The organism is Pseudomonas sp. 15C (assembly GCF_055484735.1).
The window spans coordinates 1-13,988 of sequence record NZ_JBUDGD010000089.1; the positions used below are offsets into that span (position 1 = coordinate 1).

General features: G+C 61.2%; 15 protein-coding genes. 7 read left to right on the top strand and 8 right to left on the bottom strand.

Annotated elements, in window-relative coordinates:
- Nucleotides 1-180: 180 nt before the first annotated feature.
- Genes ACYYKW_RS25360 through ACYYKW_RS25370 form a run of 3 tightly spaced genes read right to left on the bottom strand, consistent with a single transcriptional unit; the run spans nucleotide 181 to nucleotide 2,762 of the window.
- Nucleotides 181-1,362 (bottom strand): acetyl-CoA C-acetyltransferase, encoded by a 1,182-nt coding sequence (locus ACYYKW_RS25360; RefSeq protein ID WP_464991469.1) that lies wholly within the window; start codon nucleotides 1,360-1,362, stop codon nucleotides 181-183.
- Nucleotides 1,363-1,373: 11 nt separating this feature from the next.
- Nucleotides 1,374-2,039 carry a CoA transferase subunit B gene (locus ACYYKW_RS25365; protein ID WP_039762320.1) on the bottom strand — a complete coding sequence of 222 codons (666 nt, stop codon included), beginning with the start codon at nucleotides 2,037-2,039 and terminating at the stop codon, nucleotides 1,374-1,376.
- A 24-nt stretch (nucleotides 2,040-2,063) separates the two neighbouring features.
- On the bottom strand, nucleotides 2,064-2,762 hold the full coding sequence (locus tag ACYYKW_RS25370) for a CoA transferase subunit A (RefSeq protein ID WP_090282756.1): 699 nt from the start codon (nucleotides 2,760-2,762) through the stop codon (nucleotides 2,064-2,066).
- A 171-nt stretch (nucleotides 2,763-2,933) separates the two neighbouring features.
- On the opposite strand from ACYYKW_RS25370, the gene ACYYKW_RS25375 reads away from it, so the two are divergent.
- Nucleotides 2,934-3,815: a LysR substrate-binding domain-containing protein gene (locus ACYYKW_RS25375; RefSeq protein WP_464991470.1), complete on the top strand. Its 882-nt coding sequence runs from the start codon at nucleotides 2,934-2,936 to the stop codon at nucleotides 3,813-3,815.
- 249 nt (nucleotides 3,816-4,064) lie between these two features.
- Here ACYYKW_RS25375 and ACYYKW_RS25380 read toward each other — a convergent pair whose 3' ends face one another.
- Complete coding sequence (locus ACYYKW_RS25380) at nucleotides 4,065-4,907, bottom strand: NAD-dependent protein deacetylase (protein ID WP_464991471.1); 843 nt, start codon at nucleotides 4,905-4,907, stop codon at nucleotides 4,065-4,067.
- A gap of 52 nt (nucleotides 4,908-4,959) precedes the next feature.
- Nucleotides 4,960-6,006, bottom strand: a complete 1,047-nt coding sequence (locus tag ACYYKW_RS25385; RefSeq protein WP_090282759.1) for a class I SAM-dependent methyltransferase — start codon at nucleotides 6,004-6,006, stop codon at nucleotides 4,960-4,962.
- A gap of 323 nt (nucleotides 6,007-6,329) precedes the next feature.
- Between ACYYKW_RS25385 and ACYYKW_RS25390 the strand changes: the two genes are divergently transcribed.
- Together ACYYKW_RS25390 and ACYYKW_RS25395 are read left to right on the top strand one after the other, a co-directional pair.
- Complete coding sequence (locus ACYYKW_RS25390) at nucleotides 6,330-7,169, top strand: HvfB family MNIO-type RiPP peptide maturase (RefSeq protein WP_464991472.1); 840 nt, start codon at nucleotides 6,330-6,332, stop codon at nucleotides 7,167-7,169.
- On the top strand, nucleotides 7,162-7,911 hold the full coding sequence (locus ACYYKW_RS25395) for an HvfC family RiPP maturation protein (protein ID WP_464991473.1): 750 nt from the start codon (nucleotides 7,162-7,164) through the stop codon (nucleotides 7,909-7,911). Before ACYYKW_RS25390 ends, ACYYKW_RS25395 begins: the two co-directional genes overlap by 8 nt.
- 118 nt (nucleotides 7,912-8,029) lie before the next feature.
- Here ACYYKW_RS25395 and ACYYKW_RS25400 read toward each other — a convergent pair whose 3' ends face one another.
- Nucleotides 8,030-9,337: an ATP-binding protein gene (locus ACYYKW_RS25400; protein WP_464991474.1), complete on the bottom strand. Its 1,308-nt coding sequence runs from the start codon at nucleotides 9,335-9,337 to the stop codon at nucleotides 8,030-8,032.
- Nucleotides 9,334-10,074 carry a response regulator gene (locus tag ACYYKW_RS25405; protein ID WP_090282763.1) on the bottom strand — a complete coding sequence of 247 codons (741 nt, stop codon included), beginning with the start codon at nucleotides 10,072-10,074 and terminating at the stop codon, nucleotides 9,334-9,336. The genes ACYYKW_RS25400 and ACYYKW_RS25405 overlap by 4 nt, the downstream gene beginning before the upstream one ends.
- A 296-nt stretch (nucleotides 10,075-10,370) precedes the next feature.
- Here ACYYKW_RS25405 and ACYYKW_RS25410 point away from each other — a divergent pair, with 296 nt between their 5' ends.
- Genes ACYYKW_RS25410 through ACYYKW_RS25420 form a run of 3 tightly spaced genes read left to right on the top strand, consistent with a single transcriptional unit; the run spans nucleotide 10,371 to nucleotide 12,336 of the window.
- Entirely contained in the window at nucleotides 10,371-10,634 is a 264-nt protein-coding gene (locus ACYYKW_RS25410; protein ID WP_093102576.1) for a DUF2790 domain-containing protein, read from the top strand.
- A 30-nt stretch (nucleotides 10,635-10,664) separates the two neighbouring features.
- Complete coding sequence (locus ACYYKW_RS25415; RefSeq protein ID WP_464991475.1) at nucleotides 10,665-11,087, top strand: hypothetical protein; 423 nt, start codon at nucleotides 10,665-10,667, stop codon at nucleotides 11,085-11,087.
- 37 nt (nucleotides 11,088-11,124) lie between these two features.
- Nucleotides 11,125-12,336: a cytochrome c biogenesis protein DipZ gene (locus ACYYKW_RS25420; RefSeq protein ID WP_336354493.1), complete on the top strand. Its 1,212-nt coding sequence runs from the start codon at nucleotides 11,125-11,127 to the stop codon at nucleotides 12,334-12,336.
- A gap of 17 nt (nucleotides 12,337-12,353) precedes the next feature.
- On the opposite strand, the gene ACYYKW_RS25425 is transcribed toward ACYYKW_RS25420, so the two are convergent.
- On the bottom strand, nucleotides 12,354-12,815 hold the full coding sequence (locus ACYYKW_RS25425; protein WP_464991476.1) for a GNAT family N-acetyltransferase: 462 nt from the start codon (nucleotides 12,813-12,815) through the stop codon (nucleotides 12,354-12,356).
- 246 nt (nucleotides 12,816-13,061) lie between these two features.
- On the opposite strand from ACYYKW_RS25425, the gene ACYYKW_RS25430 reads away from it, so the two are divergent.
- Entirely contained in the window at nucleotides 13,062-13,874 is an 813-nt protein-coding gene (locus tag ACYYKW_RS25430; RefSeq protein ID WP_090282768.1) for a class I SAM-dependent methyltransferase, read from the top strand.
- Nucleotides 13,875-13,988 lie beyond the last annotated feature (114 nt).

The following is a 13,988-nucleotide window of genomic DNA, read 5'->3' on the forward strand; positions in this document are numbered from 1 at the left end:
CTACACTTGATCGGGTTTGCAATTCCAATGTAGGAGTGAGCCTGCTCGCGATAGGGGCCAGAACAGCCAAACACGTTTTGGACAGGCAAAAAAACACCCGGTGCAACGCAAGTCACACCGGGTTTTTGTTGCCGGCAAACAGCGAATGTCGTGGATCCGTCGCCTGCCGCGAACTCGTTTTCAGCCGCGTTCCAGCGCCAACGCCACGCCCTGGCCGCCGCCGATGCACAAGGTCGCCAGACCTTTTTTCGCATCACGCTTGAGCATTTCGTGGAGCAGGGTCACCAGTACCCGGCAGCCCGACGCACCAATCGGGTGACCCAGCGCAATGGCGCCGCCGTTGACGTTGACCTTGTCCAGATCCCATTGCAGATCCTTGGCCACCGCCAGCGATTGTGCGGCAAAGGCTTCGTTGGCCTCTATCAACTCGAGCTGCTCGATGCTCCAGCCAGCCTTTTCCAGGCAGCGGCGAGTCGCCGACACCGGGCCGATGCCCATGATCGCCGGGTCGACGCCAGCATTGGCGTAAGCGGCGATTTTTGCCAGCACCGGCAGGCCGAGGGCCTTGGCTTTTTCGGCACTCATCAGAATCACCGCCGCCGCGCCGTCGTTCAGCGACGAAGCGTTGCCCGCGGTGACGCTGCCGTCCTTTTTGAACGCCGCGCGCAGTTTCGCCAGGGATTCGGCGGTGGTGTCGCCGCGTGGCTGTTCGTCGACTTTGAACGCGAGCGGATCGCCTTTGCGCTGCGGAATCAGGATCGGGGTGATCTCGTCGACAAAACGACCCGCCTCGATGGCCGCGGCCGCTTTCTGTTGCGACGCGGCTGCGAAGGCGTCTTGCTGTCCACGAGTGATCTGGTATTTATCGACCAGGTTTTCGGCAGTGATGCCCATGTGGTAGTCGTTGAACGCGTCCCACAGGCCGTCGCTGATCATGGTGTCGACGATTTGCGCGTGGCCCATGCGCAGACCGGTGCGCGCGCCTGGCATCACATAGTTGGACAGGCTCATGTTTTCCTGCCCGCCAGCGATGATCACTTCGGCGTCGCCACAACGGATTGCCTGTGCGCCGAGGTGCAGGGCTTTCAGGCCCGAGCCGCAGACCTTGTTCAAGGTCATTGCCGGCACCGCGTGGGGCAGGCCGGCCTTGATCGCGGCCTGACGCGCCGGGTTCTGGCCGGCGCCGGCGGTGAGCACCTGGCCCATGATCACTTCATCGACCTGGGCACCGTCCAGACCGGTCTGCGCGAGCAACTGGCGGATCACCGCCGCGCCTAGATCGACTGCGGACACGCTGGCCAGCGAGCCTTGAAAACTGCCGATCGCGGTACGCGTGGCGGCAACAATGACGACGTCTTGCATTTTCGAATTCCTCACTCGGCAGCGAACTGCATTTCCGGTACGTGATCCGGGACGATCAGTTTACCAGCGGTTTTGGCGACGATTTCCTCGACGCTGACGCCAGGTGCGCGTTCCTTGAGGACAAAAGCGCCATTTTCGATTTCCAGGTAGGCAAGGTCAGTCAGCACACGCTTGATGCAACCGGCACCAGTCAGCGGCAGGCTGCACTTGGCCAGCAGCTTTGACTCACCGTCCTTCGATGCGTGGGTCATGATCACGATGATGTTGTCGGCGCCGGCCACCAGGTCCATCGCGCCGCCCATGCCCTTGACCAGTTTGCCGGGGATCATCCACGAAGCGATGTTGCCTTCGACATCGACTTCGAACGCGCCGAGCACGGTCAGATCGACATGGCCACCGCGGATCATCGCGAAGGATTCGGCGGAGTTGAAGATCGACGCGCCGATTCGCGCAGTCACCGTTTGTTTACCGGCGTTGATCATGTCGGCATCGATGGTTTCTTCGGTAGGAAAAGGCCCCATGCCGAGCAGGCCGTTTTCCGACTGCAGCATGACTTCCATGCCTTCGGGAATGTAGTTGGCGACCAGGGTCGGAATGCCGATGCCGAGGTTCACGTAGTAGCCGTCCTGCATTTCGCGGGCGACGCGCTGAGCCATTTGTTCGCGGGTAAGTGCCATGGTTTTATTCTCCGTCAGCCTGAATTATTTGCGGATGGTGCGCTGTTCGATACGTTTTTCGAACGTGCCGCAAATGACCCGATCGACGTAGATGCCCGGGGTGTGGATCTGCGTGGGGTCGAGTTCGCCGGGTTCGACGATTTCTTCGACCTCGACCACTGTGATCTTGCCGGCGGTCGCTGCCAGCGGATTGAAGTTCTGCGCGGTGTGACGGTAGACGACGTTACCGAAGTGGTCGGCTTTCCAGCCTTTGACGATAGCGAAGTCGCCGGTGATGGATTCTTCCATCAGGTATTTGCGCCCGTTGAACTCGCGCACTTCCTTGCCTTCGGCGACCGGGGTGCCGACGCCGGTGGCGGTGAAGAACGCCGGAATGCCAGCACCGCCGGCGCGCATCTTCTCGGCGAGGGTGCCTTGCGGGGTCAGGATGACTTCGATTTCGCCTTTAAGCAGTTGCTCTTCGAACAGCTTGTTTTCGCCAACGTAGGAGGCGATGACTTTGCTGATCTGGCGGTCGGACAGCAGCACGCCGAGGCCGAAGCCGTCGACGCCGCAGTTGTTGGAAACGACGGTGAGGTCGCGGGTCCCTTTGCGCTTGATCTCGGCGATCAGGTTCTCCGGAATGCCACACAGGCCGAAGCCGCCGGCGATGACGGTCATGCCGTCCTCAAGCCCGGCCAGGGCTTCCTCGTAGGAACTCACGCGCTTGTCGAAACCTGCCATATGCACCTCTTTTATTATTTGCGGGCGGCTGGCTAGCCGAATGACTGGAGTGTCGCGCCGCAGGATATATTTGTTAAGTTGATTTTTAAGGTTGATTGATTGATAAAGCTCAATAGTCGCGTTATGACTTGCCGCTTAACGCTTGTAGCTTACAACTGGAGCGCAGCGACCATGACCATCAAACAGATCCGTGCCTTTCTCGCCGTGGCTCAAAGCCTGAGTTTCGCCGTGGCCTGCGAGCGTTTGCACCTGTCGCAATCGGCGTTGAGCCTGACCATCAAGGCGCTGGAGGAGGGCCTGGGTGGCCGTTTGTTCAGCCGCAACACGCGTAATGTGGCGCTGACTGCTGAAGGCGAGTCGCTGCTGCCACTGGCCCGGCGCCTGATTGCCGATTGGGACAACGCCGAAGACGAGATGCGCCAGCGCTTCAGCCTGCAACGCGGGCGGGTGACGCTGGCGGCGATGCCATCGTTTGCCGGCAACCTGCTGCCGCCGATCCTGAAAACCTTCCGCGCGCGTTATCCGAACGTCAACGTCACGGTAAACGACGTGATCAATGAGCAAGTGCTGGAAATGGTCCGTGACCGCCAGGTTGAACTGGGCGTGGCGTTTGAGCCGATGCAGAGCACGTCGCTGACGTTTACCCCTTTGTACATCGATCGCTTCGTTGCCGTGGTGCCGAAGGATTCAATCCTGGCCCAACGCACCGAGATCGACTGGCAGACGTTGTTGCAGGAACCGTTCATCACCTTGCAGCGGCCATCGACGGTACGGGTGATGCTGGAGGAGCATTTGCAGGCGCGGGGCAAGAAGTTGCCGGTGGAATTCGAGAGCCATCAATTGGCGACGGTCGGGCGCATGGTCGCCAGCGGGCTGGGCGTCAGCGCGGTGCCAGCGTTGTGCGCTGAACAGATGCAGGAACTCGGCGCTCAGTGCCTGACGCTGAATGATTCGGTGGAACGCGCTATCGGCGTGCTGACTGAACCGGGCAATGAACTGTCGGCGGCGGCGCAGGCGTTGTTTGATATTTTCAGGGCTGAAGATCTGGCGTGACAGTGAGATCTTTCCCTCACCCCAGCCCTCTCCCGGAGGGAGAGGGAGCCGATCGAGTCGTCTCGCGTCCTGCATCGATCTGCAAAACCGAGTCGATTACGGATCCATGTTGTACGTTTTCCAATTGCGGATTCCCAGCAAGACGTCCATGTCGCAACAGCACTCGAACATCCCCGGATCGGTCCCCTCTCCCTCGGGAGAGGGCTAGGGTGAGGGGGCGGTTTCAAGTCGAACACCCAATCCAGAAGCTCACCGCTCCAGCGCCAACGCCAACAAAGGCAACAACCGCTCACACGAAGCCTCGATCTTCAAATCCAGCAACTCATCCGCCCGAGTCTTGCCCAGGTTGATCGCAATCAGCGGCCGGCCACGATCGGCCATCACCCGGCACAAACGAAACGCCGAGTAAGCCATCAACGAAGACCCGATCACCAGCATGCCCCCGGCAGTTTCCGCGGCGTTCATCGCCCGTGCCGCCGTGTGCTGCGCGACGTTTTCACCGAAAAACACCACGTCCGGCTTCATCCGTTCACCCGCGCAATGCGGGCAGTGGGGTACCTGAAAGCGTGCTTCGAAGGCGGGGTCGAGCAAGGTGTCGCCATCAGGCGCCTGCACCGCATCGACGCCGGCCAGATAGGGATTTTGCTGCTCCATCAACTGCTGAATCGCATCGCGCTCACTGCGTTGGCCGCAGTCCAGGCACAGCACCCGATGCAGGCTACCGTGCAGTTCGATCACATCATGACTGCCGGCCTGATCGTGCAGGGTGTCGACATTCTGCGTGATCAAGTCGCTGATCAACCCTTGGCGCTGCAAACCGGCGAGGGCCTCGTGCGCTGCATTCGGCCGCGCCTGGCGCACTCGCGGCCAGCCAAGCATCGCCCGCGCCCAATAACGTCGGCGTGATTCCGGGGCGGCAAGAAACTCCTGATACATCATCGGCTGCCGGCCACGCCTTACTCCTTCGCTGTCGCGGTAGTCGGGAATGCCCGACGGGGTGCTGATGCCGGCGCCGGTCAGCACCAGAAAATCGCCATCGGCCATCAGTTGTTGCAGGGTGTCGAGGTGTTCGCGGGTCGGGCTGTCGAGCATGGTCAGCGCTCCGGAGAAGACGATGCCAGCAGGTTAGCACGACCCGCGCGGGTTACTTGCGCGCCTCCAGAATCAGGTTGAACGGTGTTTGGCTGGCACGGCGGAATTGCTTGAACCCGGCTTCAGTGAAGACCTTGCGCAAGCGCATTTCCCCCGCCTGCGCACCGAGGCCCAGGCCGACTTCCTGCGACAGCGAGTTCGGCGTGCAGATAAAGGTCGACGCCGCATAAAACAGCCGCCCGACCGGATTGATATTGTCGTCCAGCGTGTCGTTGGCGAACGGCTCGACCAGCAATACCGTGCCGTCATCCTTCAGCGCTGCATGGGCGTGACGCGCGGCGCCGACCGGGTCGCCCATGTCGTGCAGGCAGTCGAAATAGCAGATCAGGTCGTAGTCATCGCCGGGGTAGCCTTTGGCCGAACCCTGAAAGAACGTCGCCCGGCTGCTGACGCCGCCTTCCTCGGCGCGCTGGGTGGCGACGCTGATGGATGGCGCGTGATAGTCGTAGCCGACGAAACGCGAGTTGGGAAACGCTTGCGCCATGATCACCGTCGAGGCGCCGTGACCGCAGCCGATGTCGGCGACTTTCGCGCCTTCTTCCAGCTTGGCCACCACGCCGTCCAGCGCCGGCAACCATTCTGCGATCAGATGGCCCTTGTAACCCGGACGAAAGAAACGTTCGGTGCCGCTGAACATGCACGGGTGATGATCGCCCCAGGGCAGGGCGCCATTGCCGCGCATGGCTTTGACCAGTTTGTCCTTGTCATGGAAAAACGACGCCACGACGCCGAGCCCGCCAGCCACGTAAACCGGCGAATCTTCTACAGCCAGCGCCAGCGCCTGTTCTTCCGGCAGGCGGAACTGTCCGTCCTGATGCTCCATGTAACCGGATGCCGCATGGGCGCTGAGCCATTCGCGGACGAGCCGGGGATTGCAGGTGGTTTTTGCGGCAAGGGCATCGGCACTGATCGGCTGACTGTCGGCCATCGCCCGGTACAGCCCGAGTTCTTCGCCGACGATGACATTGGCCAGCATCGCCGCGCCGCCCATGTCGCTGACCAGCTTGCCCATGAATTGGTTGAGCTTCGCCTCGTCCATCATGTGTGCTCCTGAAAACAGGATCACAGTCCGGCGGCGTCGAAGGTCGAGGCGTGCGCCACCGGGCGGTGGTCGCGGAAACGGGCAGGGCACGACTGAAGTCCTGCGTCCCCCTCGACTGGGTAATGAAACAGTCTAGCTGCCGTCCGGGCGTAATGCCGACTTTGTGAACAATGAAAAAACCTGTGGGAGCGGCGGGGCTGTATCGCTGTGTATCCCGGACACCAGTAGATACACACGCTTGCAAACCTGCGGTCCGTTGCACACAGCGGCGATACAGCCGGCGCTTCAACTGGGTAAAACCCACTTCAGAGGCATTCCCCGTGCAAACGCCGTTTTCATCACTGCCACCCAGCGTCGGCCTCGGCCTGCGCCGTGGTCTGCTCAACGATCTGCGAAACGCCCGCCCGGGCGATTTTGACTTTCTCGAAGTTGCGCCGGAAAACTGGATCGGCGTTGGCGGGGCGCATGGCGCGGCGCTGGGCGAACTGGCCGAGCGTTATCCGTTGTCCTGCCACGGCTTGTCGCTGTCGCTCGGTGGTCCGGCGCCGCTGGATGTCGGTTTCCTGCAGGAAGTGCGGGTGTTTCTCGACCATTACAACGTGCCACTGTACAGCGAACACCTGAGTTATTGCAGCGATGACGGTCATCTCTACGACTTGCTGCCGCTGCCGTTCACCGAAGAAGCGGTGTATCACGTCGCTGCGCGTATTCGTCAGGCTCAGGACGTCCTCGGCCGGCGACTGGCGGTAGAAAACGTGTCGTACTACGCCGCCCCGCGCCAGGACATGGACGAAGTAACCTTCACCAACGCCGTGTTGCGCGAGGCCGATTGCGATCTGCTGCTGGACGTGAATAACGTCTACGTCAACTCGGTCAATCACGGCTTCGATCCGCAGGCGTTTCTTGCGGGCATCGAGCCGGGGCGGGTGGTGGGCATACATGTCGCCGGGCATTTTGATGAGTCAGACAGCCTGAAGATCGACACGCACGGTGCCTCGGTAAAACCCGTGGTATGGGCGTTGCTGGAGCAGGCCTACGCGCGGTTCGGTGCGCAACCCACCTTGCTGGAACGGGATTTCAATTTCCCGGCCTTTACCGAACTGGTTGCCGAGTTGCAGACCATCCGACACCTGCAAGCAAGAGGGCGCCCACGTGGATAATCTGCAACAGCAGCAACAGGCGCTGACCCGCTATTTGCGTGATCCCGAACACCAGACACCGCCCAGCGATATGAATGCTGCGCAGGTCGAGGTTTATCGTGAGCTGGTGTTCAACAACCTGTCGCAGTTGTTGAGCGCGACCTTTCCGGTGCTGATCCGGATCATCGGTGAACCACGCTGGCGCTTGCTGGTGCGTGGCTTTTTGCGAGACTGGCGGGCGCAGACACCGAAATTCGGCGAGATCGCCGGGGAATTTATCGACTATCTGGCGGCGCAACCGCAAGTGTTGCAGGACGGGCAGTGGCCTGCGTTTCTGTTGGAGCTAGCGCATTATGAATGGGTGGAGATGGTGCTGCAGCAGTCCGATGCGCCCGCTTTGCCGCTGACGGCCCCGACGCTGCTGCTTAAACGCCCGTTGCAGGTTTCGGCGCTGGCCTGGCCGTTGGCCTATGTCTGGCCGGTGCATGAACTTGACCCGCACAACCAGCCCGATGCGCCACCGGCGCAACCGACCCTGTTGCTGGTGCGGCGCACGGAGGATTTCAGCGTGAAGTTTTCCCTGCTGAGCCCGTTGGCCTTGCGCTTGTTGCAGCGCATTGGCGAGTTTGCGGCGCTGACTGGCCTTGAGCATTTGCAGGGTCTGGCACAGGAGGCCGGGCAAGCGGCCGGTGACGCGTTCGTCGACGACGGCCTGGCGTTGCTGCGACAGCTGCATGCGGATCGGGTGGTTGGCACCACTTGAGTGAAACACAAGTCATTGTAGGAGTGAGCCTGCTCGCGATAGCGGTGTGTCAGCCAATGCAAATATGTCTGACCGACCGCCATCGCGAGCAGGCTCACTCCTACAATTATGTGTGCGCTTATTGGTTGATGGGCAACGCCAGTTCCGCACACAGCCCGCCACCCTCACGGTTACTCAAGGTCAGCGTGCCGCCCAGCGCCATCGCCAGTTGCTGAGCAATGGCCAGGCCCAGACCCGTACCCCCGGTATCGCGATTACGCGAATTCTCTACCCGGTAAAACGGCTGCAGCACCTGCGCCAGTTCGGCTTCGGCGATGCCCGGGCCGCGGTCGAGTACGCTGATCGACAGACTGGCGCCGTCCGCCGCGACGTGGACGTCAGCAGCGCCGGCGAACTTCAGGGCATTGTCGGTGAGGTTCACCAGCACCCGGCGCAAGGCATGCGGGCGGGTGTCGATGACCGCTGCGCTGTGGCCGACCAGTTGCACCTGCTTGCCCATGTCCTGATAGTCGAACACCAGGCTTTCGAGGAAGGAATCCATGTTGGTGCGCCGGCTCTCTTCGGTCGAACCGTGGACGCTGCGCGCATAGGCCACGCCTTCGCGCACCAGATGCTCCATCTCGCTGAGGTCGTTGCACAGTTTGTCTTTCTCGGCGCAGTCGTCCATGAACTCGGCGCGCAATTTCATTCGGGTGATCGGCGTTTGCAGGTCGTGGGAAATCGCTGCCAGCAATTGCATGCGTTCTTTCAGGTAGGCGGCGATGCGCGCCTGCATGGTGTTGAAGGCACGCGCCGCGTAAACCACTTCGTTCGGACCTGATTCGTCAAGTTTGATCGGCTGAGCGTTGGGGTCGAGGGTTTCCACGGCGTTGGCCAGGCGGGTCAGCGGGCGGATCGCGATGCGCACCGCCAGCCAGGTGCAGGCGATCATCAACGCCAACTGGCCGAGCAGCACCCCCGGCAACCACGGCGACAGCGGGGCCATGGCCGGGCGCACGTCGATGGTCAGCGGGCTGCCGTCGCTCAGACGCAGGTGGCCCTGAAAGTGTTGGCGTGGCCCGGGTATGTCGGTGAAGGTCAGCGGATAGCGCGCACCGATGGCTTCGGTGATCGAAGTCACCGCCACGGGCACATCACGGGCATCGATCGGTGTGCCCGGATCGCCTTCGCTCAACAGGTAACCGTAATTCTTGCGCGCCAGACGCGTGAGCCACGCCGGACGTTCTTCGGCAGGCAGGCGATCAAGGATTGCAACCGAGGTGGAAACGTCGGTTTCCAGATTGCCCAGCATGGTGTTTTCCGCGCTTTCGTAGCGCTCGTAATACTGCGCGCCAAACGACAGCGCCTGGGCGAGGATCAGGCCAATCAGGAAAATCAGCGACAGGCGCGACGCGAGGGTGCGTGGCCAGTGCAGCTTCAGGGTCATGCGGGTGCCCCGAGAATCTCCACCGGCAACGAAAACACATAACCCTCGCTGCGCACGGTCTTGATATACGCCGGTTCGCGCGCGTCATCGAGCAGGCGCTGGCGCAGGCGGCTGACCAGCAGATCGATCGAGCGGTCGAACAGGTCGGCATCGCGGCCCTGGGTCAGGTTGAGTAACTGATCGCGGCTGAGCACTCGTTGCGGATGATCGAGGAACACCCGCAACAAGCGATACTCGGCGCCGCTGAGGGCGACCATGGTGCCGTCGGTGTCCAGCAGGTGCCGGGCCGAGGTGTCCAGTTGCCAACGGCCAAAGGCGAGCAGCCGACCTGCTTCAGTCACCACCAGATTCGGCGGCAACATGCGCGTGCGGCGCAGTACGGCGTTGATCCGCGCCAGCAATTCCCGCGCAGCGAACGGTTTGGTCAAGTAGTCGTCGGCGCCCATTTCCAGGCCGATGATGCGGTCGGTTTCATCGTTGCGCGCGGTCAGCATCAACACCGGCGTGGCTTTGTGTTTGCCCACGCGCAACTCCCGGCACAGCTGCAGGCCATCGTCGCCGGGCATCATGATGTCGAGCACGATCAGGTCGACAGTGTTGGCTTCGAGGAAGCTGCGCATCTGCCGGCCATCGGCGACGACTGTCGTGCGCAGACCGTTTTTCTTCAGGTAGTTGCCCACCAGCTCACGTATCTCGCGGTCGTCGTCGACGATGAGAATGTGATCGACATGTTCCATGGGTTCAAGCCTCTCGGAAAAGGAATGCCATGCAGTCTATAGCGCCTGCATCGGCGCGCCTGCCAGCCTTTGTATTGCAGTGTATCTGCCGTGTCGACAGATACACGGATACGCAAAAACAGGATTTTTCCGCGGTTTTGTATCGCTCTGTATCGCGCGGTGGCAGGGATACACAGCGAATGAAACGCGCTTGTTCCTGACACAGACGCGATACCTCGCAGGCTTTAAATAGGTTCCATCGAGGCAAACGCTGAACGCCTCGGCCCAAACCCAATGAAGCCTTGAGGAGTACCGCCATGAACAACAAATCCGTAGTCGCCGCCTGCCTGTTTGCCGCTTTGAACATCTGCACCCTGTCGGCCCGCGCCGAAGCGGCTGCCGCCCCGCAAACCTACACCTACGGCACCCACCTGGATATCCACAAAGTGATCTCGCTGGAGCAGGACAACTCGGTGGCCTGCGGCATCGTTGAAGCGCGCATGACTTACCTCGATTCGGCCGGCACCACCCGCGTACTCGATTACAGCAAATTCGCTGACAGCTGCAACAACGACAACTGATCAATCACTCATTTTCGAAAGGTAAACATCATGAACAACGTATCGCGCTTTCTGACTGCCATCGCTTTCTCCCTGGCCGGCGTAGCCGCCCATGCCAACGCTGCGGTTGAACAGCCTGGCTGCCACAGCAGCACCTGTTTCCAGCTCGCCCCGGTGGCCAGGCAAGGCACCGACGGCTTGCTCGCCGCGGACGGCGCCAGCCGCACACCGCAAGGCCAGATGTTCGCCGCGGACGGTTCCAGTCGCACACCGCTGGGCCAGATGTTTGCTGCGGACGGTTCGAGTCGCACGCCGCTGGGCCAGATGTTTGCTGCGGACGGTTCGAGTCGCACGCCGCTGGGCCAGATGTTCGCTGCGGACGGTTCGAGCCGCACACCGCTGGGCCAGATGTTCGCCGAGAACGGCGCCAGCCGCACGCCACAGGGTCAATGGCTGCAAAGCCAGAGCGCCTGATTGCTCAACACCGTCATATAGAAAAGGTGGATTCACCATGTACCTCATCGCGTTTCTCGGCGGTCTGCTGACCGTGCTTAGCCCCTGCATCCTGCCGGTGGTGCCGTTTCTGTTTGCCGGTGCGCAGCGCAGCCGCACTTCGATCCTGCTCACCCTCAGCGGCATGGCCCTGACGTTTGCGCTGATCTCCAGCCTGGCGGTGGTCAGCAGCGAGTGGGTGATTCAGGCCAGCAACACCGGCCGTCACGTCGCGCTGATCGTGATGAGCGTGTTCGCCCTGTCGCTGATCTCGGCGCGCATCGGTGACTGGCTGACCCGACCCTTTGTGATGCTCGGCAACCGTCTCGACCCGCAGGCACAAAACAAGGCCGGGCCGCTGGGCTCGATCATGCTCGGTGTCGCCACCGGGCTGCTGTGGGGCCCGTGCGCCGGGCCAATCCTGGGCGTGATTCTCACTGGCGCCATGCTGCAAGGGGCGAATGCGCAGACCAGCCTGCTGTTGCTCGCTTATGGCGCCGGCAGTGCCTTGTCGCTGGGCGTGCTGATCTTCGCCGGTCGTGGCCTGGTCAACCGCTTGAAACCATCGATCCCGTTTACCGGTTGGTTGCGTCGCGGTGCCGGTGTCGCGGTGCTGGGTGCGGCTGCGGTCATTGCCACGGGTTTCGATAAAGCCTTGCTGGCGAACACCTCCTCTGAAGGCGTAGCCAGTGTGGAAAAAAACGTTCTGGAAAACGTGCCGAAAGTCGTCGACTACCTCGTCACCAAGGTCCGTGCGGACTCGCCGATGGAGGAGGGCAAAGGCTCGATGCCGCCGCTGACGGGTGCGGTGCAATGGCTGAATTCGCCCGAGCTGACCAGCGAATCCCTGCGCGGCAAAGTGGTGCTGGTGGACTTCTGGACCTACGACTGCATCAACTGTCAGCACACCTTGCCTTACGTGAAGGACTGGGCGAAAAAGTATGAAAAAGACGGCCTCGTGGTGATCGGGGTTCATACGCCGGAATACGGCTACGAGCGGATCATCGATAACGTCAAGGATCAGGTAAAGAAACTCGGCATCACCTACCCGGTGGCGATCGACAATAACTACGCGATCTGGCGCAACTTCGATAACCAGTACTGGCCGGCGCATTACCTGATCGACGCCAAGGGGCAGGTGCGTTACACCCACTTCGGTGAGGGGCGCTACGAGGCGCAGGAGCAGATGATCAGGCAACTGCTGGATGAGGCCAAAGCCCCGGCAGCCTGATCAGCGAAACCAATGGCTCAGAGGTCGCGGACCATGAGCCATTGCTCGTTTCCCCAGGCTTGAAAGGATTCCAGTACTTGCCAGCCACGTTTGGCGTAGTAATCCCGCTGGGTTTGCGTATGCAGGTACAGACGTGGCCAACCGCGATCCTTCGCTTCCTCACAGATGGATTCAATCAAGCGTTCCGCCAACCCCTGGCCGCGAGCGTCGGGGCTGACGAAAACACAGGCCAGCCAAGGTCCGAGATCAGGCCGCTGGGCGAGGTCGGTACGAGCCAGGGCGGCGCCACCGATCAACTGCTGATCGTCGAGGGCAACGAGGCAAGGCCAGTCACCATTGCTTTGCCCTGCAGCGAATTCGCGTTGCCAATCGGCGAGTGGCTGGTGAGCGTATTCGTAGGAGAACTGGCTGTGAATCCATTCGGCATAGCGGTCGCTGTGGTGCAGGTGATCGGCTAGCCAGACGAGGTGCGGTGACATCGGTCGAGTCCTTTCCTGAATTGAGCGTGCATGAAAGACCAATCTTTCCTTGCAGGCAATCGTCGAGGTGTTTCAAGCGCTTGACAGATTGCCACCATTCATCGGCAAACGCCCGAGTTTCGGGGCTCGGCAGACGATTGGCAGGGACGCCGATCAGCCGTAGCGCGATAGTGAAACTGGCAGGGCGTTGCCAAGGATCCGCCCCCTGTTTGATGCCTCAGTCACTGTGTAGCGGAGCACCAAAGCATGAGTACCCCGATTGATCTGACTGCCCTCAAAGAACGCCAGAAAGTGGCGTGGGCCAGTGGCGATTACGCCTTGATCGGCACCACGTTGCAGATCGTCGGTGAGAACCTCGCCGAGGCCTGCGATCTGCGATGCGATGAGCAGGTGCTGGACGTTGCTGCCGGCAATGGCAATGCCACGCTGGCGGCAGCGCGGCGCGGTTGCCTGGTGACTTCGACTGATTATGTTCCAGCGTTGCTGGAGCGCGGACAGGATCGGGCCCGGGCCGAGAATCTGGACGTGACGTTTCAAGTGGCTGATGCCGAGGCGTTGCCATTCGCTGATGAGAGTTACGACGCGGTGTTGTCGACCTTCGGCGTAATGTTCGCGCCGGATCAGGCTCAGGCGGCGGCGGAGTTGGGCAGGGTTTGTCGGCGTGGCGGGCGGATTGGTCTGGCGAACTGGACGCCGGGTGGTTTCGTGGGGCAGATGTTCAAGGTGCTCGGTCGGCATCTGCCACCGCCCGCCGGAGCGCAACCGCCGTCGAACTGGGGCACGGAGGCGTGGCTGCATACGCATTTTACTGACCAGGATTTTGTGATTGAGGTGACGCGCCGGCATTTCAATTTTCGCTATCGTTCGGCGGCGCATTTCATTGACATTTTCCGCCATTGGTATGGGCCGGTGCACAAGGCTTTTGCGGTGTTGCCGCCGGAGGGCGGGGAGGCGCTGGAGGCGGATCTGACGGAGTTGCTTGAGCGCTTGAATCGGGCGGGGGAGGGATCGTTGGTGGTGCCGAGTGAGTATCTTGAGGTGGTGATTGGCAAGCGTTGATGCTGCTTTTGGGTGCATATCCGTTGCTGCGGTAACGGCTTCTTATGGTTTCGCCCTTACGGCGACTCACTTTTTTTCAAACGCCAAAAAAAGTAAGCAAAAAACGCTTGCTCC

Coding starts and splice junctions, on each gene's coding strand:
- ACYYKW_RS25365 (WP_039762320.1), bottom strand. CDS start 2,039: ATGGCACTTACCCGCGAACAAATGGCTCAGCGCGTCGCCCGCGAAATG.
- ACYYKW_RS25370 (WP_090282756.1), bottom strand. CDS start 2,762: ATGGCAGGTTTCGACAAGCGCGTGAGTTCCTACGAGGAAGCCCTGGCC.
- ACYYKW_RS25410 (WP_093102576.1), top strand. CDS start 10,371: ATGAACAACAAATCCGTAGTCGCCGCCTGCCTGTTTGCCGCTTTGAAC.
- ACYYKW_RS25380 (WP_464991471.1), bottom strand. CDS start 4,907: ATGCTCGACAGCCCGACCCGCGAACACCTCGACACCCTGCAACAACTG.
- ACYYKW_RS25425 (WP_464991476.1), bottom strand. CDS start 12,815: ATGTCACCGCACCTCGTCTGGCTAGCCGATCACCTGCACCACAGCGAC.
- ACYYKW_RS25375 (WP_464991470.1), top strand. CDS start 2,934: ATGACCATCAAACAGATCCGTGCCTTTCTCGCCGTGGCTCAAAGCCTG.
- ACYYKW_RS25405 (WP_090282763.1), bottom strand. CDS start 10,074: ATGGAACATGTCGATCACATTCTCATCGTCGACGACGACCGCGAGATA.
- ACYYKW_RS25385 (WP_090282759.1), bottom strand. CDS start 6,006: ATGGACGAGGCGAAGCTCAACCAATTCATGGGCAAGCTGGTCAGCGAC.
- ACYYKW_RS25360 (WP_464991469.1), bottom strand. CDS start 1,362: ATGCAAGACGTCGTCATTGTTGCCGCCACGCGTACCGCGATCGGCAGT.
- ACYYKW_RS25430 (WP_090282768.1), top strand. CDS start 13,062: ATGAGTACCCCGATTGATCTGACTGCCCTCAAAGAACGCCAGAAAGTG.
- ACYYKW_RS25415 (WP_464991475.1), top strand. CDS start 10,665: ATGAACAACGTATCGCGCTTTCTGACTGCCATCGCTTTCTCCCTGGCC.
- ACYYKW_RS25400 (WP_464991474.1), bottom strand. CDS start 9,337: ATGACCCTGAAGCTGCACTGGCCACGCACCCTCGCGTCGCGCCTGTCG.
- ACYYKW_RS25420 (WP_336354493.1), top strand. CDS start 11,125: ATGTACCTCATCGCGTTTCTCGGCGGTCTGCTGACCGTGCTTAGCCCC.